The organism is Levilactobacillus parabrevis (genome assembly GCF_044051715.1).
Lineage (GTDB): Bacteria > Bacillota > Bacilli > Lactobacillales > Lactobacillaceae > Levilactobacillus > Levilactobacillus parabrevis.
The window spans coordinates 2,313,229-2,333,259 of record NZ_CP168688.1; the positions used below are offsets into that span (position 1 = coordinate 2,313,229).

Below are 20,031 nucleotides of genomic sequence, written 5' to 3' on the forward strand. Positions count from 1 at the left end.
TCCTTTCCAGTTGAGGGTTACCAAGTGTGCACGGTAAAAAAGATGTTACTATTCTTACCCGCTAACCATTTATTATAGCCCTCATTTTCAGCCTTTATGTTACCGATTCATTAATAGTTTATAGCATTACGAATGAAAAAACTAGTGATACGCCATCATTTTGTCATATTTCTTACAGATTAGAACATTGAATTCAGAAACAGAACCCCGTATGATTAAAGTTAAGAAAAAATAAACGAATGAGGAGCTTGGTATGACAAGAATTAAAATGATTGCGACCGACGTTGATGGAACCTTCTTAAATCAAGATCGGCACTACAACCAGCCCCGCTTTGCGCGCCAATTATCGGCACTCGAGGCCGCCGGTATCCACTTCGTTGTGGCTAGTGGCAACCACCTAGGCCACCTACACCGCGTCTTCGCGCCGACACCGGCCGTCCAGACATTTGTGGCCGAAAACGGCGGTTTGATTGTAGACCACGGGCAAACGCTGTTCGAAGATATTATCCCTACACCAACTGTTCATCAGATTGTGGCCGCCATTCTCGCCGACGACACGCTTCGTCCACAGGTTTTACGCCTATCCGGTGCGCACGGCACTTACATTAACCGGCGCGACCACCCGAGTGACCCCACGTCTCAGGCCTACTTCTTCAATAACATTGTCTTGGTTGACGACCTCACCCAGGTCGAAGATACCTTCTATAAGATCAATGGTGAGTGGCCAAACGACACGATTCAACACTTAGCGGATCGGCTGAATCACCGATTCCCTGGTCAAATCAATGCCATGGCTAGCGGCTTTGGTAGTATCGATATCGTGGCGGCTCACATGAATAAAGCCGTTGGGGTGACCCAACTGGCGAAGTCCTGGGGCATCACCCCGGCTGAGATTGCCGCATTCGGTGATAACGACAATGACCGCGACATGCTGGCTCACGTCGGTTTAGGCGTTGCCATGCAGAACGGGACGGACACCGTTAAAGCTGTGGCTGACCTCATTACGCCCGCTGACAATGATCACGATGGCGTTCTCGATGTCATCGATTCTATTTTAGCAGGTGAAGTTTAAAGTAAGCTGAACTTTTAACCGTTGACCTAAATCAGGTCGGCGGTTATTTTGGTATCTGGCCCCAAATCAGCCTGGCAATCAGCCGCCACATTCTCCGTGAAGCGTGCAATTGACCGTGACTCGTCTCTGGTACGTGTACTTCTCGGTAGGTCACTGCGCTATCCGCCAAAATTGGTCGTAATGCGGTCACCTGGTGTACGGGAACTGAGCCGTCCGTGAGACGGCCTGGAAGCGTCCCATAGACGTTAATCACAGTGCCATGACTCATTGACGGCAAATGATGCCGTGCGGCTCTCAGACGCTCATAGGCCGTGTCAACAGGACCGCCAACTTTTCCTTCATCAACTGGTGCCCCCAATAGAATCAATCGGCGTAGCTGTGGCAGGTCTGAACGGTCGCCGTGAAGCACTAGGCTGTGGACCGCGGCGCTACCGCCCCAGGAATGGGCCACGGCATTGTATGCCGTCACACCATAGCGGGCCTTCAGTGCTGCTAAGATTGTCGTAAGCCACCTGACCTGTGGTTGATAATCACGTGTCAGACTGTGATCAAACAACACCTGGATCAGTGGATTCGTCGCCGTGTCCGACCAGTCGCCAGCAAAATGGAGGTTCCCGCGCCAATCAACGCGAACCGTCAAGACTTTGTGGCCATACCCCTGGTCTGCTAACCAGCGCAATAAGCCATTATAAGTCCACGCGTGCCCACCCCACCCAGGAATCAGGAGGGTCGGTACGGCCGAATAGGTCACATCGGTTCGTCGCTGCGTCAGTGATTGTGGCGCAACGGCTAACCGACTCACCCAACGATAGCTGAGCCAACCGCCAACAACGATTGTTGGTAACCAATGCCATTTAAGAGTCAATGCGTTCCCCCCTAAACTAAACCATTATGCCAGTTATTTTAATTGCGTACAAGTTATATCTGTATCGATTAACATTTATTATGATAAAACGCAATTTCCAAAAATTATCCGCATAAAGTTGTTGGCGCTGAGATTACCGCAAATAAGGGCTTTGTCTCGTTGATGGTCAAAAAGGTTACCCGTTTATTGATTTTCGTCCCAACTATATTTGACAATTGTACGGATAAAAATATAGAATAGAGTCAGAAATGAAAACGCTTTAATCTATAGAAATCGAGGACTTGCTCATGAAAACTGCTACAACAAAATGGGATACTTACCAGAATCAGGCTGTCACCGAATATACGATTGAAAATAAGAACGGCGTCAAACTCGGCATTCTAAGCTGGGGGGCAACGCTACATACGTTATCCGTCCCAACTGATAAGGGTGACAAGAACTTGGTGTTATCTTACCATAAAATGGAAGACTACCTATCTAATCCGTTTTACGTCTGCATGGGAATTGGCCGGATCGGTGGTCGTTTAGGCGGCGGTACCTTCGAAATGGGTGGTAAGACTTACAAAGTTGACACCAACGAAGGCAAGGATACGAACCTTCACGGTGGCCCTCATGGCTTTAACACCGTTAACTGGGATGGCGAAATCGATGACTCCGATGAAAACGAAGCCAAGATTATCCTGAGCCACACCTTCAAATCGAGTGATGACTCTTTCCCTGGCGATATGACCGCCAAGATGATCTACTCTCTGGACAACAACGACCGCGTTAACTTGAAGTTTGAGTCCAACTCAACGGCTCTGACCCTCTTCAACCCAACGTTGCACGTTTACTTCAACCTGAGTGACGACCAATTGATCTCCGGCCAAACGTTGCAGATCAACGCCAAGGAACACTTGGAAGTTACTAGTGAAAAGATTCCTACGGGGAACTTCATCCAAAACGCTGGCACGCCATTCGACTTCAGTAAGGGTCAGAATTTAGGCGAAGCTATCCGCGGGATGCAAGGGACTAACGAAAAAGGGTTCGATGACTTGTTCCACGTTGAACCGGGCGAAGACAATAAGATTGCTGAATTAAGCGATCCACAATCCAAGCGCTCCGTGACCATCAAGTCTAGCCGGAATGGTCTGGTCGTCTTCACGGCCAACTCCTTCACCTCTGACATGAAGTTAGCCACTGGTGCCGGTCAACCTTACATGGGGGTTGCTCTGGAAGCACAAACCTTGTCCGATACGCCACACCATCCAAACTTTGGGGACGTGTCCGTACCTGCTGGTGAGACTAAGACTTACCAAATCTCATACGAAGTTAAGTACTAGAAGTGTTAGAAACGCCCCGCTACCCGTCGGTAGTGAGGCGTTTTTACGCTAGTCGTAGTGTACCATACCGCCACGAGCGCGAGAAGCACAATCGTTTTAGCGCCCAATGGGTTAATGAGCAAAATCGTTGACAGCCTCCGCGGCATCATGGTATGCTGGCAAAACGTAATCATTACTAATTAGATAGAAGGAGATTCCTTAATTCATGGCTAAAAAATCAAAGATTGCAAAAGAAAAAAAGATTGAAGCAACGGTCGCAAAGTACGCTGACCAACGTGCAGAATTAAAGGCTGCCGGTGACTACGCCGCATTGGCCTTACTCCCCCGGAATGCCTCACCAGTCCGGATTCACCACCGCGACCACTTAGATGGCCGGCCACACGCTTACATGCGGAAATTCGGGATGTCGCGGCTTAACTTCCGCCAACTCGCCCATGAAGGGAAGATTCCGGGCGTCAGGAAGGCTAGCTGGTAAGAGAGTGGAGCAAGCCGTTTAGATTCTGAGCATTAACGTCATTAAGTGCCCGCTCGGTGGAACCGAGCCGGTGCTTAATGGGGTTAAGCGCAGGAATCTGGCTTGCGGAACTCGTTTCGGAGGCTGCATATTTCCGGATATCAAGGCGAGTGAAAGTCCAATGAACTAAACCTGTCCAACGATCATAAACAATCGCCAGCAAGGCATTGTTTAACTTTCTACCTCCCAATCCCTTGCAGCCTCACCCAAACCCAAAACAAAAACACACAACCCACGTCAACCCCTGCCCGCGGCTTCGTTTGACGTGGGTTTTCGTATGCTCTAAACTGAAATCATCAAACACAACAAAGGAGTTTTTACCATGACAGAAGTCTTAACGGTCATCCGGGAGTTCGACGTGTTCGGCAACGCCGGCCAGACCCCCTACGGTATCGACACACCCAAAATCAACGCCCAATTCGTTGGTATCAGCCCAGCCATGGCTTTTGACGCCAACAATCAACCCAAGCTGGCCCGCACAAACGAACGCAAGCTCCGCGACATTGAGGACGGCCTACGCCGCGAGTTTCACGACAAAATGGCAGCCTTAGATGGCAATGATCTTGCACAGAATTTACAAGCCATCCAGGACCTGATCACCACTTTCAAATCACGCCTAGAACAAGATCTGCTCAGCGACAACCAGTTAGAGTTGGAGAGCTTGACCATGAATGGTGAATGGCTAACCTACTGGCAAGACAATGCCCCCCTCGCCAAAACCAAGGCCCAGCAACAAGAGAACCTCCCGCAGGACTTCTAAATAGTCTAAAAAATCACCATTTCTAGTGCTCACCGGCACTAAAAATGGTGATTTTTTGGAAGTTCAGATTTCAATTTAATAACATGAGGTGAGAACCTTGGAATCTGCCTTCGCAACTACTGATTTCGAGGCCACACAACGATCCGTGGGCTGGACGGCTTTCATGTGACTTCATCCATCAGCAGTTATTTTTAAAACTAGTCTGTCAGCCCAATCACGTTCCGACACGCTTGCCACGCAAAGGTTACATTGCAACCATATCAGGCGTTAACCAGCGACGGTAACTAATTTTTAAACTTATTTCACTTCCACTGATTTACCGGCCACGTCAATCGTCAACGGTTCACCGCTGAGTAACTTGAAGTGAGCACCCTGACCATCGACCGTAACCTCAACCAAGCGACCACGGAAGACTTGCCGGAAGGAATAACTCGTCCAGTTCTTTGGCAAGAATGGTGCATAGTGGAGTTGACCAGCACGAACACGCATGCCGGCGAAGCCTTGCACAACGGCAATCCAGCCACCGGTCATGGCCGTGATATGCAGGCCATCCGTAGTGTCATTGTTGTAGTTGTCCAAGTCCAACCGCGCCGTCCGTTCGTAGAGTTCGACCGCTTTATCTTCGTATCCCAGGTCGGCAGCCAACACAGCGTGAATGGCTGGAGACAGACTGGATTCGTGAACCGTCAATGGTTCATAGAAGTCAAAGTTAGCCTTCTTCTGTTCCGGTGTAAAGTCATCGATGAAGTCCCAGACACCTTGCAGCACATCCCCCTGCTTGATGTACGGTGACCGCAAGATCTTATCCCAAGACCAGTGTTGGTTGATCGGCCGTTGATCGGCTGGAATCGCGCTAACGGGCTCGATATCCTTATCGAGGAAGCCATCGTGTTGAACGAAAATGTTCAAGTCCTTATCGTAAGGCAAGTACATCCGGTCCACGATATCTTGCCACTGCTTCTTTTCGGCAGCGGAAACGTTGAGCTTCTTGGCCGTTGCGGCATCAACCTGATCCAAGACTTCCAGGGTATACTTCAACGTCCACTGTGCCAGGAGGTTGGTATCCCAGTTGTTGTCAACGTTGTTTTCATATTCATCGGCACCGGTGACCCCGTGGATCATGTACTGGCCGTTGCGCTTGCTGAAGTGAACCCGGTCGGCCCAGAAACGAGATATTTCAGAGAGGACCTTGGCCCCTTCGTGTAGGACGTAGGAGGTGTCGCCGGTGTAACGGGTGTAGTTGTAGATGGCAAAGGCAATGTCCCCGTTCCGGTGAATTTCTTCAAAGGTGATTTCCCATTCGTTATGACACTCGATCCCGTCGAACGTCACCATTGGGAATAAGGCTCCCTTGAGCCCCTGTTCCTGGGCGTTGATGTAGGCGCCATCGAGTTGCTTATAGCGGTACATCAGGAGGTTCCGGGTCACTTCAGGATTGGTGATCCCCAAGTAAACGGGAACAGCGAAGGCTTCGGTATCCCAGTAAGTCGCGCCACCGTACTTTTCACCAGTGAAGCCCTTAGGTCCAATATTCAAGCGAGAATCCTCACCATAGTAAGTGGAGAACAACTGGAACAGGTTGAAGCGAATCCCCTGTTGCGAGGCGTCATCCCCACTAATTTCAACGTCAGACTTTTCCCAGCGGTCGGCCCAGATCTTGGTGTGGGCGGCTAACAAGTCCGCGTAGCTTTCGCCAGCGACCTTGTCACTCAGGTCGTGCATGGCCTGGGTTAATTTTTCTTGCGAATCGTAGTCCCGTGAGGTCACAACGATCACGCGCTTTTCTAATTCTGCTGATGCATTGGGAACGAGGCTGCCCGTGTAGGCGGTCATGACTTCCTTATCGTTCGGTTGGGTCACGGCGACATTGTTAAGGGCCGTCACGACGCGCATTTCCATCCCAGAGGTAAACCGCGGCGTGCCAAATGGATTCGGCGTAGTCTTAGCGACGATACTCCCTCGGTCGGCCCGTTGGTCGGTGGCCAGGACGTCCCAGAAACGCTCGTCGTAATTGGCTTCTTCGTTCATTACATCGGCATCGATGCTGGGTTTCAAGGTGATGTCAACTGCCGTGGCCCCCAGGTTCTTCACCGTCACCTTTTGGGCGGAGAGTTCTTGTTGACTGACACTCAAGAACCGTTCGAATTTCAAAGCGACACGGACGTCGCCACGTTCAACCGTAAAGGAACGGGTCAACACGGAGCGGTGCAGGTCGAGATCGAGGGTAAAGTCAGAAATCGTGTCTTTCGCCAAATCGACCGCTTCCCCATTAAGTTCAACGGGAAGCTTGATGAAGTTGACGGCATTGACGACTTTCCCAAAGTACTTGGGATAGCCGTTCTTCCACCAGCCGACCCGGGTCTTGTCTGGATACCAGACACCACCCAAGTAGATTCCTTGAAGCGAATCGCCGCTGTAGCCTTCTTCAAAGTCGCCACGCATTCCCATGTAGCCATTTCCGATACTGGTCATGGATTCCTGGAGGCGTTTGTCTTTGGGGTCAAAGGTATGGGTGATGACGTTCCACGGTTGTACCTCAAAAATTCGTTTCATCGTGTCATTTCTCCTTTTATCATTTCGAGTTTGTTTCATCGTTATTTTATAGATTAAGTCTTAACTTTACAGAAATTGACGCTGACTTTCTAGCAAAACTAAGCGCGATAAGTTTCCTTGATGGTGAAGACGGACAAGGCACCAATGGCCATGATGATCCCTGCTAACAGGAACATGTTGGCCTGGGCGTGCCCAAACAATGGGAACAACGCGAAGCTGGCTAAGGAAGCCACGATTTGTGGCAAACAGATTGAACCGTTGAACAGGCCCAAGTAAGTCCCCATGTGCGCACCAGATAAGGCGTTGGTAACCATCGTCAGTGGGTAAGTGTTCATGGCCGCCCAAGCAATCCCCACGAGGATGAAGGAAATAATCAACGCGTACTGGTTGTGGACGAAGAAGACGGAAATGAACCCGAGGGCACCTAAACCTAAGCTCCCAGCATAACCTAACTTGTGAACACTGTTTGGTAACTTAGCTAAGACGTATGACCAGACAACGGCGGCAATGGATTGCACGGCGGCTAAAACCCCGTACCAGTTTCCGGCAGCTTGGTAACCAGCGGATGCAGCGTTGGTGGTGTGCCAAACGTTAGAAGCAATGGCCCCAGCAGAGTAAGTCCAGAGATATTGGAAGGCCACCCAGCAGAAGAATTGGACTAAGGTAACCGTCCAGAAAATCTTAGGAGCCGACTTCAATAGCGTCCACCAGTTCCCACCGGTTGCGTTATCTTCTTTGGAAATCCCATGGTACTTGGCGTAGGTATCTGGATCGTATTCTTTGACCCGGAAAATCGTGAATAGACTCGTGATGACTAACAGAATTGCCCCAACATAGAAGGCTACCGTAACCGTAGCAGGCACAACCCCTTTGGCAGCGGTATTGGCTAGGCCAATCGCCGCGAACAGGAAGGGTAAGATCGCAGCTAACACGGCACCCGTGTTGGATAAGAAACTTTGAATCCCGTAGGCATAACTCTTCTGGTCATCGTTGACCATATCCCCAACCATCATCTTGAATGGCTGCATGGCAACGTTAGAGGACAAGTCCAGGAAGGCCACGGTGATGGCCCCGAAGAGCAAGGCGGCTAATGACGCATATCCAAAGCCCATACTCCCGGAGTTCGGCAACAGACACATGACGATGACGGCCACGATGGTCCCTAACAAGAGATAAGGTAACCGCCGACCACCCAACTTAGGTGCCCAAGTTCTGTCGGAATAGTATCCGACAATCGGTTGCACGATCATCCCAGCTAATGGTGGTAAAATGAAGAACCACCCCAAACTATTCGGGTCGGCCCCAATCGTTTGGAATATCCGACTCATTTGAGAACTTTGCAAGGTGAAGGCGGTTTGTACCCCCAAGTATCCAAAGTTGATCATCCAAATGGTACTGGCTGATAATGTCGGTAAACCGTTATGTTTCTTGGCTTCTTCGGCCGATAATGATTCGTCTGCCATGATCCAAAAACCTCCTCAGGTTAATTTCAATTTTAATAATTGCTAAGTAATTACTTATCGCGTGAGTTCATTATGGCACCGCTTACATCTAAATGCAACCGTTTGCGCAAAAGTTTATTCGTGCACTTTTTCACACCTGACAGTTAAAAAAGGCCCGGTTGTGGGATTTTTCTCCCGCAAACCGGACCCTAATTTTTTATTTAATTTCATACGGAATTCTGATTTGTTTAGCGGCACTGGCATCCCCAGTCTGCCGATCGCCAAACAACAGGCTGACCGTAGCGGACCCCATCTTCTCGGGGAATAGATTGACGGAGTGCAGGTCGGCATCCGTCAGACCAGCTGGCAACGAATGGTTGTAACTGACCACCGGAAAATGACTGACAGCGACCTGTTCGCGCACCAAGCGGTAAAACTCGATGGCATTGAAGTCATCAGTTGCCATGATCCCATCAATTTCGGGGTGATGCTTAATAAACGACTGCGCGTACTCAATATCACTGAGCTTGCAGGTCAGCGGCTCCACGTTGAACTGAGCGGCTACCCGTTCGTAACCTTGGCGTCGTTGTCGTTCATAGCCCCAATCGTGCCCGGACTCGACGAACACAGGATGTTTCACAGCCAATTGGTCTAGGAGGTAGGCTGCCCCACCGATCCCCGCTTCCAAGTTGTCGTTATCCACGAAATAATCATGTGTGCCATCGACTGGTTCCCCAATGGTCACAAAATGGAGATGCTTGTCACGCAGGAAAGCCGCCACGGGGTCATTCTGGTCCACATAAAGCAACACGAACCGCTTGATCTTCCCTTGAGCCACCATGGATTTCACGTTCTCTAACAGCGCATCGGCCGTCTTGCTGATGGCCACGGACAGAACGTACTGGCGCTTCATCAGTTCGGTGTTGATTCCCCGTAAAATGTCGATATAGAACGGGTTATCCGTTGAGTTACGGTCGGACGTGGGAAACACGACGCCCACCGCATTAGCCTCGCCAGACGTGAGGTTCTTGGCATTATAATTGGGCCGGTAGCCCTCGGCTGCGGCTAACGCCTGAATCCGTTTCCGGGTAGCGGCGCTGATACGTGGATTGTTATTCAATGCCCGGGAGGCTGTGGAAACCGAAACGCCCGCCTTAGCGGCAATATCACGGATTGTTAACATCTCTTCAAAAGCTCCTTATGCGCTGACTTTAAAGTCCTATTGAATCAAATCTTACCATAGAAATGAGCCGATTAAAACAGTTCTACCCGCCAATCATCTAAAATTGGTCTATGTTTGTCGGTCGGAAGGCTAAGCTAGCTGCGGGCCCTCACACGAGAAAGCAGGCCCTACCCACTGACTGCATAGTTGGGCAAAAGCCAGCATCATTCGGATTAGATTCAAAAAATATCCTTTACCGCCAGTCGCACTTGATTACCGGTAAAAGATATTTTAATCACGCATTTCTATACGCATTCAAACGCAATCAGTTAAACCTGCTTCTCACGGTGACCACCCAACCCGACCGGCGGGTTCAGTGGCAAGGTCGTGATGAACCGGCTGCCCTGCGGATCGTTGGCCTTCACCGCAATGTTGCCGTGGTGCAGGTTTACAATCCAATGGGCAATTGATAGGCCCAACCCATTGCCACCAGTTTGGCGGCTCCGCGAGCTGTCGACGCGATAGAAGCGGTCAAAGATTCGTTTCCATTCAGTCTCATTGACCCCGATTCCTTGATCGGCAACAACCAACTGCCACTTGCGACCGACGACCTTCGCCGATAACGTAATCGTGCTGTCCTTGGGCGAATACTTCAGAGCGTTGTCGATTAAAATGTTTAACAATTGATGCACCAGGTTCTGATCTAACGTCGCATGAAAATCCGCGACCGGTGCTAAGACCAGGTTCTTTCCCTGGCTAGCCGCAATCTCCGTATAGGGTTCCACCGTTTGCTGCAAGAATGACGCTACGGGCGTCCTCTCAAAGTTTGTCTGCAGCGTATTGGAGTCCGACCGCGCCAAGGCCAATAAATCTTGCGTCAGCTTCTGTAGTCGCTGACTCTCACTATTGGCAATGGCAATATTTTCCGCCTGATCGATAATTTTATCGTTGGGCTTCGTCAGTAAAAGTTCTAATTTGTTCTGAATGATGGTCAGGGGCGTCCGCAATTCATGTGCCGCGTTGCCCACGAATTCCGTCTGCCGGCCCCACGACTTCAAGATTGGTCGCATAGTCAGGCGTGACATCCAGATACTCATCAAAATTGATAACAACCAGAAGATCCCCATTGTGATCAGCAGTACGCGGGTAAAATTACTCATCGCTGCCTTCTGTGGGTCGATATTTTCCATGAGCAACAGGTACTTTCCCGCGACTAATCTATCCGAATTGCGTTTGGGCACCTTAACCAATAGCGTCCGGAAATTATACTTACCGCCAACCTGAATCGTGTGTAACTGGCCGACCTGCGACTTATCCAGTGTGATATTTCTCAGTGTCTCATAGCGAGAACCCAGTTGATCGCGATTGGCGATTTCACCCTGATCATCGAAAATCAGCGTGGTCGTCATAAACGGATGAATCGCCTTGCTAGCCGGAACCCGACTGCCGGGCTGTTTGCCCTGAACCACTGTCTTCTTCGCTAACGGACCACCGTTCAATCGGGAGGACCGTTCGACGCGTAACGCTTGGTCGGTACTGGTCAGCATCGCGTTGCAAAATAGCACGAAAACAATGATTCCCAGTAGAACGAAGATAATGGTGAATCCAATAAAATTGCTGATAAATAACCGCCACTGTTGGGCGCGATTCACCTTATTGCTCATCGGGGGCCTCCACAATGTACCCCGCGTTACGGATCGTCCGTAACGACAGGTCACTGCCGGCATTCTTGAGCTCCTTTCGCAAGTTACTCATGTAGACCTCGACAACGGAGAGACTGGTCTCGGAATCGAAGCCCCATAACCGGTTAAAGATCTGTTCCTTCGTGATAATCGTGCCGGGGTTCGCCACCAAATAGGCCAACAGATCGAACTCACGGCCCTTCAGTGTCAGTGGCTCCCCTTTAAACGTGGCTAAGTGCTTGCTGGTGTTGATTTCCAGCTGACCGAGACTAATAACATTGGTGCTGTTCAGATAGCCTGTGCGCTTCAATAAGGCCTTCACTCGAGCCAACAGTTCTTCACGGTGAAACGGCTTGGTTACGTAGTCATCGGCCCCATCATTGAAGCCCCGCAACTTATCAGCAATCGTATCCTTAGCCGTCAAGATGAGCACGGGCGTCTTAATCTCCTGATTGCGGATGTGTAGTAAAAGATCCAGCCCACTCTCTCCAGGCAGCATTAAGTCTAAGATAATTGCGTCAAAGACCCCCTGGCTGGCCAAAAATTCACCCTGTTCACCATCAAATGCAGTGGTTGTTTCACAAATCGGTTTAATTAATTCGACAATGTCCGCGGATAATTCACGTTCATCTTCCACGACCAACACTTTAGCAGTAGTACTCAACGGGCATTCCTCCTTTAGTTTTTCAAAATTGGATAACATAATTAATTTAGTAATGTCTTGCCAGATGTGGCCCTCACGATGAAAAAGCAAACTGTCTCACCTAGCACTTAATGCTAATCTGGTCTAAGCGTACCATGAACTCATGGTCATCAAGACACATGCTGCTATTATTTAGCCTAACTTTTAAAATTCTAGTCAATTTCATTCAGAATCAGTTAACACTAGACCCTTAGTCAAGACTAACAATGGACACCTGCCTATCGCTGCTAACCTCACTGTCACGGTAAACCGCTATGTGAGCCGTGAGGGCGAGGCAAATCGACCAAGCCATGGGAATTCTCTAAGCGGTGTTCTTTACCGCTTAGAGAATTTGGTGTCTTTGAAACTCGAATTTTGAGGTTCAAAGTAAGCCTGGAGACCGCTCTGTGGCTCCGGGCGTCCGCCCATAGCGTCACGGTTGATTTGCATCACCCGGCAAGGCGATGATCCCCACAACAGGCGAAATCCATAATAGCCACAGGTAACACCCAACATTAACTAGAATCATAGTCTACTAAATTAACGATAACGCAACCTTAAGTCATTTTCCTTACCAAAGTCTAAGTTTATTCGAAGTTTAGCACGTTCTTTGCCGCAGTGCCCGGGATTTAAGGTAAACTTTTATCCGAGTACAGAGAATGTTATCCTATTAGGGTTAGACATTTTGATTGTCATCAACGGAGGGGTTTTTATGGAGCGACATCACAACACCTTGGCGCAGTTAAGAGCTAGCCGTTGGGTGTATTTGGGGGCATTTTTAATTCCGCTGGTCATCACATGTGTGGTCTTCTGGCAACTGAAGGTTACACCATTTGGCAAGCATAGTCTGTTGTTTAGCGACACGGGCGCACAGTACGTTCCGATCCTGGAGTATCTGCGCTCGACCGTGACGCACGGGCAGTTCCATCTATTTTCATTCGCATTGGGGACGGGTAGTAGTATGGTGCCATTATTGACCTACTACGTCATTAGTCCGTTTAATCTTTTGATTTTCTTCTTTCCAGCGGCGCAGTTACCGACTGCGATTGCTTGGATCGTCATTTTAAAAATTGGCACGATTGGCCTGACCATGGCGATTTTCCTGCGCCACGCATTTCTGCGTAGTGGTTGGTCACTCCTGCTGTTCTCAACGGCCTTTAGCCTGTGTGGCTTTGTGGCCATGTACTTCTACGATATCATGTGGTTGGACGCCCTGATTTGGTTGCCAATCGTGGCTTTAGGGCTTCACCGAATCGTTAGTTCACACCATTTTGGTCTCTACACTGCGAGTTTAACGCTGACCATTCTGTCCAATTATTACCTGGGTTACATGACCTGCCTGTTTTCGCTCATGTACTTCATCTACTTGACCGTGGAACACCAGCTGGTACCCACGCCTTTCAGGGAGACTTGGCGGATGCACTGGCCAGCGATTCGACAATTCATCTTCGGCTCGCTACTAGCCGGCATGATGTCGATGATTGTCCTGATTCCAACGGGCTTAGGCATGTTGCAAACGGGGAAGGGTAACTTCTTCGCGGACAACTATCTGCCTACACCACTGTTTGGACCGGAAGTGCTCGCCCAGTTTGGGGTGGGGACGACTGACTTCACATCACATCTCTATCACGCACCGAGCTTATTCATGGGGACCCTGATGTTTCTCTTGCTGATCGTCTACTTCGTGTCACCGAAGATCAAAGCGGTCGAAAAGACCCGGACGATGTGGCTACTGATTGCGATGGGCTTGAGCCTGTTCTTGACGGTGTTTAACACCATCTGGCACATGCTCCAGCAACCAGCCGGCTTCCCGTTCCGAAACGTCTACTTTTTCACCTTTTTAGCCATCGTCACGGCCTATCGCGCTTGGCAAACGCATCCCGATCAGACCATGAACGATCCACAGAAGATTCTTGCCCTATTGTGGGGCGCTGGATTGCTGACGATTGGCTTCGTGTCGGCCCAATTCATCCCCAAGCTGTGGGCGAAGATGTTCCCCAGCTATAACAACGACCTTTACCTCAACAGTCAACCTAATTTCCACTTACTATGGCTGGCTTTAGGCCTGTTATTGCTCAACACCATGCTGATCTTCGTGACTGAGTGGCGACCGATTCGAATCGGCCTGCTGGGTCTGATCATCTCCTGCGAGTTGGGTGGCAACCTCTACATCGCCACGCATGGGATGGATTTCGGGTCCGAGACGAAGTTCGAGAAGTATTTCAAAAAGGACTCTGCAATTCTTAACAAGATCGATGCGTCCTCGACCAAGTTCAATCTGCACCGAGTCGACTACCTGCATTCGACGATCGGTAAAGCCTACACTGGACCGTATAACCACTACAACGATCCGCTAATGTTCGACTATGCCGGACTGAGCTCGTACTCGTCTACACTGGACGAACAGTCACGGGTCTTCCAACACGACCTGGGCTACTTCAGTCCGAATGTGCGCCGGATCAGTGCGCAGGGCTACACGCACTTGACCGACACCCTGTTCAGTGTGAAGTATCGCCTGAACGCCGACAATAAGCATCCCGTAACGCGGTTGAACTCATATGCCGGTCTGGGATTTGCCGTACCTAGTAAGCTAGCCGACGTGCAGCTTCGCGACCAGACAGCGCTGTTCAATCAGCAGATGATTCTGGATGCCTTAGGTGCACAGCCGAATACGCTGGCCCGGGCAACGGTCATGGACGTTACTACACACAAGGCCACGGCTAAGGAAGCAGCCAGAGCCACAGCCAAACGCAACCGACATCAGGGACCGCGGTACGTACAAACGTTTAAGCTCCGGGTCAACGCAACCGGACTTGTGCACGCTTACTCCCCATCGGCCAACGTTATTTACTCTAGCCTGTTGGTCAACGGTAAGAAAGCTAAGCCACTGATCAACGCCGATGGTACGCGCTACGTCTTCAAGCTGGGGCAGCACACTAAGGGTGAGGTCATAACGGTCAGTTACGTCACCTCGCGTCCTCAAGCCGGTTACGGCAACGAATTCGTTTCGTTAGATCAAGCCAAGTACGTCAAACTAGCCCAGAGTCTGAAGCAGCAACGCTTCAAGCTGGACCGTAAGAGTGGCGTTACCTGGTTATCGGGCCACGTCACGGGTACGGCGCAACGGCGCTTGCTCTACGTGTCGATTCCTGATATGCCGGGCTGGCAAGCCACCGTCAACGGTAAACCGGTCAAGATTCGTTCGGCTATGCACGCCCAGTCGATCATCCCCGTAGTGAAGAACTACCGCGGGATGATTGGCGTGCCGATTCACGTGGGCAAAAACCACGTGATCCTGAAGTACACCACGCCGGGGCTGACAGTGGGCGCCCTACTGAGTGCTTTAGGGGCCGCCATCTTCATCTTCTTGTTGATTGCTGGGGAATGGTTACGACCATTACGACAGCGCAAGGCACAACGTGAAGAAGATCAATCTTAATTAAAATTTTGACAGAGGGTCAGCTCAGCTTGAGCTGACCCTCTTTTTTACCCGCTACTTACTACTAATGTCATTTTGGCAGAATCTGTCTCACTTTTTTGTGAAACATCGCTTTAGTCCAAAATTTCTCTTCATCACCACTGCTCAAAAACAGGACGGCCACGATTAGGCCGTCCCTTACTTCTCTTCCGATACTATTCTGATGGCCGTACCTTAGAGCGGTCAACCTCCCCGCGATGGGCCCGGTTCATCGTGACCCGCAACAGGAACGGTGCGACTAACGTAGCGATGATAATCGCTGCCACAATGGCTGAGTACCGCACCGGCGACATTAGCTTTGCCGTAAATCCAATCTGGGCAATGATCAGGGCCATTTCACCCCGTGAGACCATCCCGGCACCGACTGCTGTGGAACTATCCAACGAGAAGCCGGCCATCTTGGCACCCGCTCCGGCCCCGACCAACTTGGTCAGTACCGCGACGACGGTTAGTACCGCGATGAACCCAATCTGCTTACCCAACCCGTTGAAGTCCATGTTCAACCCAATGCTAACGAAGAAGACTGGGATGAACAGTGCGTAACCAATGGGCTCAATGTGGCGATCGACGGTGGATTTTGCACTCGTTTGCGAGATCGCGATTCCGGCAAAGAATGCCCCAACCACGTCACTCAAGCCCACCAATTCGGCCACATAGGCCATCCCAAAACACAGGATAATGGCCATCAGCGTCTGCCCCATCGGGATCATCAGGCGGTCACCGATTTTCGCCATGTATGGTGCGACCCAACGGACCACAAAGTAGATGGCCGCAAAGTAAACGACCTGTTCAATCGTCGTCAGCAGTAAACTCCCGGAAGCCGCAGCGGTATCGCCTACGGCCGTCCCGGTGGTGGAAACCAGCACACTCAGGATAATTACGGCCAACACGTCATCGACGACGGCGGCGCCAAGGATCGTGGTACCTTCCCGGCTGTTCAGCGCGTTCATTTCTTTCAAGACTTCCACCGAGATCGACACGGAAGTTGCCGCGAAGATCACACTGATGAAGAGACTCTCCGTGGTACCGAGGTGGTAGAGCATCCCCACCACATACGTCCCGATTACTGGAATCAGGACCCCCATCAACGCCACAAGCACACTGGGTTTCAGGTAACGTTTCAGGAGCTTCAGATCACTCTCCAGTCCCGCAATAAACATCAGAATAATGACACCCAGTTCGGCGTAGCTTTCAAGGACGTGCGTCAGGCTGATCCAGCCTAACATGGCCGGGCCAATGATGACCCCCACCAAGAGTTGTCCGATGACGGCTGGAATCCCGATGCGCGTACTGTAGTGCCCGACAATCGTTGTTGCTAATAGAATTAACGTTAAATTTCTTAAGAGTTCCACGAGTAGCCTCCTTTGGCTGACAAATATAGTTTAAATTCCTATTATGGCTGGTTTTTGTGTATCGATTTAGCCCCCAATAGCTGCCCATTTTACCCCAAGCAGCCAAAAAGCGACCGCTTCAAAACGGCTCTCCCAACCCAAGGAGAACACTATTCTTGAAAGCAGTCGCTTCAACCATCTTTAATTTAATTAGTTTACATTATACAGAACAACGGACCCCACCGCAACCCAACCGCACCAGGTCAGATACTTCAGCCCCACAACTAAGCCCTACACCCAAAATTATTACATTCCGACCGCCACCGCCAAATTTATAGCTACCCGCGACCCCAGAATCGTGTTAAACTAATAACGATTGTGAGGTGACGCGTGTGAAGTGGTTAGAATCTAACTTAGTCGTGATTTTTTGGGCGGTTATCTTTGGTGAGGTCATTGGCTACATCGTTGGTGCCTTGAAACAAGTAACCTACGATCCAACGTCAATTGGCATTACCATGGCAGTGGTAGCAGTTATCGCTGTCAACGGGATTATGCTACTTGGCCGGAGCGACGTCAAGTCTTCTGAAGGTAAATAAGCGTTCACAATAAGCATGACCGAAACAACCAGGACCTTTTGCAGAGAGTGGAGCAAGCCGCTTTGACTCTGAGCATTAGGGAAATAAGGAGCTTCTGTTCGGCTATGCCGGGCAGGAGTTCCTTATTTTTCTAAGCGGAGGAGTCTGGCTTGCGGAACTCGACCAGAGTGTGAAGGCGGGCGGTAGGTCCTGAGCATTAACGTAGCTAAGTGCCCGCTCGGTGGAACCGAGCCGGTGCTTAGCTGGGTTAAGCGCAGGGACCTGCCCGACTGAACACGTTTCAGAGGCCGCACATTTCCGGACATCTTGGCGAGAGAGAATCAAACGAACTAAACCAATCCAGTCACAAGCACTCACCTGTTTCCCTAAAACAACATGCCACATTAAAACAGGGCGCTACCTAGCAAGAAACAACTTCTGCCAGGTAGCGCCCTTTTCAATTACGGTTCTATGATATCTGGTGTTGATGGAGAAATCCATCAACACCATTTTTAGTCAAAAAAAGAGGCATGTCACCTCTATGCTACAATCAAGTCGACGAAAACCAATTGAAAGCGAGAATGATGACATGTCCCAAGAACAGTCTACAAGAAAACTACTGCAAATTAAAGACCAAAATATTACTAATTTTAGCGTACAAGATAATTCACGTGACGCTTTGCGAATCTATGCCGACCTGTCGTATACCGTAAATGTTTGCCCACGTTGTGGCAAACATGAAGTCGTTAGAAATGGCTTCAAAACAGTGAATATCAGGATTCCTAATATTAGCGAACGGACAGCTCTACTAATTTTACGCAAACAACGTTTTCTCTGCAAGAGCTGTGGTCACACACAAATTGCCCAAACACCTGTCGTAAAGAAAAAACATCAGATATCTCAAAGCATTAATCATAGCATTACAAAAGAGCTAACCACAGATCGAACTATGACCAGTATCGCTTCACAATACAACGTGTCGACTAACACAGTTAGTCGACAACTAGTAGCCCTTGGGAAGCAAACCAGGCCGGCATACAATGGTCTTCCCACTTCTTTGTGTATTGATGAGTTTCGTTCTACTGGCAATCAAATGAGCTTTATCGCTATTGATGCTAAAAAGCACGACCTTATCACCATCTTGCCAGGACGAAAGAACAAAGAAATTGGAGAATTTTTCCTAAATCACTATTCTCTAAAGAATAGGAAAAAAGTTACTCGTGTTGTCATGGACTTCAACGCACAATACCAATCCGTTATCCGTAAGATCTTCCCTAAAGCTGTAATAGTCGCCGACAATTTCCATCTGGTTCAAATGACCTTACGTTCACTGAACCAGACCCGCGTTCAGTTGATGAAACAATTCCCTAAAAATACTCGTGAATATCGTGTTCTTAAGTATTATTGGCGTCTCTACTTGAAGAACTATAAAGACCTTGAGAAGACCAAAACACACTGGTTTTCACACCTTAAAGACCATTTAACCCAAGAGCAAGTTGTACTGGAAGGTGTAGAACTAAATCAGCAATTCAAAAACACCTATTACTCTGCCCACGCTTTAACCGAAGCTATTCAAAAACGCGACTACTCCGCCTTTATCGAAGCTTTGGGTGAAGTTGAGAACGTTAGTCCTCAACTTCTAGAGACCGTCCACACCTTTATTCATAAGATACGGTTTATTGAAAATATGACACAGTGTTCTATCTCAAATGGCCCAATTGAAGGCGTTAACCGTAAAATTAAACAGATAAAGCGCACCGCCTATGGATACCGTAATTGGATCAACTTCAGTTATAGAATACAAATTGAATTCAAAATCAGGGTCCAAAAAAGAGGCCCAATTCGAAAATGAATTGAACCTCTTAAATTCCCCCTCATCAACACTCGTTGACAAAGAGCCTCAATTACTAACCACGAGCCGCCTAAAGCTGCCCGTCTTCGGCCCGAATCTCATTCTTAATTCCGTTCATGTCCTGGTCCAGCTGATGTACCAACTCTGCCTTAGCAATTAACTCTTTGCGGAGCTCAGCCTGATGCTGGACATTCTTTTTATAACTCAGTTCATGTTCCAGTGACGCCCAGAAATTCATGGCAATCGTTCTGATCTGAACTTCCACTTTCACTGGCTCGACCCCGGCATCCAGATATACGGGGACCGACAGGATCAAATGCAGACTGCGGTAACCGTTGGGCTTGGGATGCGTGATGTAATCCTTGCGCCTTAAAATCTGAATATCCGGCTGCTTCTCCAGGCGACTCTCCATCGCGAGGATATCATCTTCAAAGCGAACGATGATCCGGATACCGGCGATATCATGCATTTCTTCTGGTAATTTCTGTAAGTCAAAATCAAAGTGCTTACGTTGCACCTTTTCCAAAATGCTCTCTGGCGACTTGATTCGCGACTGTAGACTATCAACCAGTGTGTGGCCGTGTAAAATTTGATACTCCTGGTCGAGATACTCAATTTTAGTACGTACCACTTTCACGGCACTATTGTAGTCCAGCATCAACCGCCGAAAGTTATCAACCGCCGCCAGCGACGTTGGATCATTGGGAAACTGCGTTGGTAAATTCTCGTTAGCCATGTTAA

The 20,031-nt window shown here is 49.4% G+C and carries 15 protein-coding genes; 7 read left to right on the forward strand and 8 right to left on the reverse strand.

Going from position 1 to position 20,031, the window contains the following annotated elements; translation table 11 throughout:
* Positions 1–253 precede the first annotated feature (253 nt).
* Positions 254–1,072 (forward strand): Cof-type HAD-IIB family hydrolase, encoded by an 819-nt coding sequence (locus ACEPSU_RS10850; RefSeq protein ID WP_395321586.1) that lies wholly within the window; start codon positions 254–256, stop codon positions 1,070–1,072.
* A 43-nt stretch (positions 1,073–1,115) separates the two neighbouring features.
* On the opposite strand, the gene ACEPSU_RS10855 is transcribed toward ACEPSU_RS10850, so the two are convergent.
* Complete coding sequence (locus ACEPSU_RS10855; protein ID WP_395321588.1) at positions 1,116–1,937, reverse strand: alpha/beta hydrolase; 822 nt, start codon at positions 1,935–1,937, stop codon at positions 1,116–1,118.
* Between the two features lie 287 nt (positions 1,938–2,224).
* On the opposite strand from ACEPSU_RS10855, the gene ACEPSU_RS10860 reads away from it, so the two are divergent.
* The 3 genes from ACEPSU_RS10860 (at position 2,225) to ACEPSU_RS10870 (ending at position 4,533) form a co-directional block, all read left to right on the forward strand.
* Positions 2,225–3,259 (forward strand): aldose epimerase family protein, encoded by a 1,035-nt coding sequence (locus ACEPSU_RS10860; RefSeq protein ID WP_020088693.1) that lies wholly within the window; start codon positions 2,225–2,227, stop codon positions 3,257–3,259.
* A 205-nt stretch (positions 3,260–3,464) separates the two neighbouring features.
* Complete coding sequence (gene rpsN / locus ACEPSU_RS10865) at positions 3,465–3,734, forward strand: 30S ribosomal protein S14 (protein ID WP_020088692.1); 270 nt, start codon at positions 3,465–3,467, stop codon at positions 3,732–3,734.
* Between the two features lie 361 nt (positions 3,735–4,095).
* Complete coding sequence (locus tag ACEPSU_RS10870) at positions 4,096–4,533, forward strand: hypothetical protein (protein ID WP_395321591.1); 438 nt, start codon at positions 4,096–4,098, stop codon at positions 4,531–4,533.
* A 297-nt stretch (positions 4,534–4,830) separates the two neighbouring features.
* Here the strand turns inward: ACEPSU_RS10870 and ACEPSU_RS10875 are convergent, their stop codons facing one another.
* The 5 genes from ACEPSU_RS10875 to ACEPSU_RS10895 all read right to left on the reverse strand — a co-directional run bounded on the left by ACEPSU_RS10875 (position 4,831) and on the right by ACEPSU_RS10895 (position 12,036).
* Complete coding sequence (locus ACEPSU_RS10875; RefSeq protein ID WP_395321593.1) at positions 4,831–7,086, reverse strand: glycoside hydrolase family 65 protein; 2,256 nt, start codon at positions 7,084–7,086, stop codon at positions 4,831–4,833.
* 98 nt (positions 7,087–7,184) lie between these two features.
* Positions 7,185–8,549 carry an SLC45 family MFS transporter gene (locus ACEPSU_RS10880; protein WP_020090383.1) on the reverse strand — a complete coding sequence of 455 codons (1,365 nt, stop codon included), beginning with the start codon at positions 8,547–8,549 and terminating at the stop codon, positions 7,185–7,187.
* A 196-nt stretch (positions 8,550–8,745) separates the two neighbouring features.
* Positions 8,746–9,711, reverse strand: a complete 966-nt coding sequence (locus tag ACEPSU_RS10885; protein ID WP_020090384.1) for a LacI family DNA-binding transcriptional regulator — start codon at positions 9,709–9,711, stop codon at positions 8,746–8,748.
* 308 nt (positions 9,712–10,019) lie between these two features.
* Positions 10,020–11,354 carry a sensor histidine kinase gene (locus ACEPSU_RS10890; protein ID WP_395361543.1) on the reverse strand — a complete coding sequence of 445 codons (1,335 nt, stop codon included), beginning with the start codon at positions 11,352–11,354 and terminating at the stop codon, positions 10,020–10,022.
* A complete protein-coding gene (locus ACEPSU_RS10895; RefSeq protein ID WP_395321599.1) occupies positions 11,344–12,036 on the reverse strand; it encodes a response regulator transcription factor in 693 nt (230 codons plus the stop codon). The genes ACEPSU_RS10890 and ACEPSU_RS10895 overlap by 11 nt, the downstream gene beginning before the upstream one ends.
* A gap of 730 nt (positions 12,037–12,766) precedes the next feature.
* Here ACEPSU_RS10895 and ACEPSU_RS10900 point away from each other — a divergent pair.
* Positions 12,767–15,493 (forward strand): YfhO family protein, encoded by a 2,727-nt coding sequence (locus ACEPSU_RS10900; protein WP_395321601.1) that lies wholly within the window; start codon positions 12,767–12,769, stop codon positions 15,491–15,493.
* Positions 15,494–15,687: 194 nt separating this feature from the next.
* Here ACEPSU_RS10900 and ACEPSU_RS10905 read toward each other — a convergent pair whose 3' ends face one another.
* Positions 15,688–16,884: a cation:proton antiporter gene (locus tag ACEPSU_RS10905; protein ID WP_020090469.1), complete on the reverse strand. Its 1,197-nt coding sequence runs from the start codon at positions 16,882–16,884 to the stop codon at positions 15,688–15,690.
* Between the two features lie 371 nt (positions 16,885–17,255).
* On the opposite strand from ACEPSU_RS10905, the gene ACEPSU_RS10910 reads away from it, so the two are divergent.
* Together ACEPSU_RS10910 and ACEPSU_RS10915 are read left to right on the forward strand one after the other, a co-directional pair.
* Positions 17,256–17,459, forward strand: a complete 204-nt coding sequence (locus tag ACEPSU_RS10910; protein ID WP_020090470.1) for a YjzD family protein — start codon at positions 17,256–17,258, stop codon at positions 17,457–17,459.
* A gap of 568 nt (positions 17,460–18,027) precedes the next feature.
* A complete protein-coding gene (locus ACEPSU_RS10915; RefSeq protein WP_395323154.1) occupies positions 18,028–19,290 on the forward strand; it encodes an ISL3 family transposase in 1,263 nt (420 codons plus the stop codon).
* Positions 19,291–19,360: 70 nt separating this feature from the next.
* Here the strand turns inward: ACEPSU_RS10915 and ACEPSU_RS10920 are convergent, their stop codons facing one another.
* Positions 19,361–20,026, reverse strand: coding sequence for a GTP pyrophosphokinase family protein (locus ACEPSU_RS10920; protein WP_260338661.1), 666 nt, complete (start codon positions 20,024–20,026; stop codon positions 19,361–19,363).
* Positions 20,027–20,031: the final 5 nt, after the last annotated feature.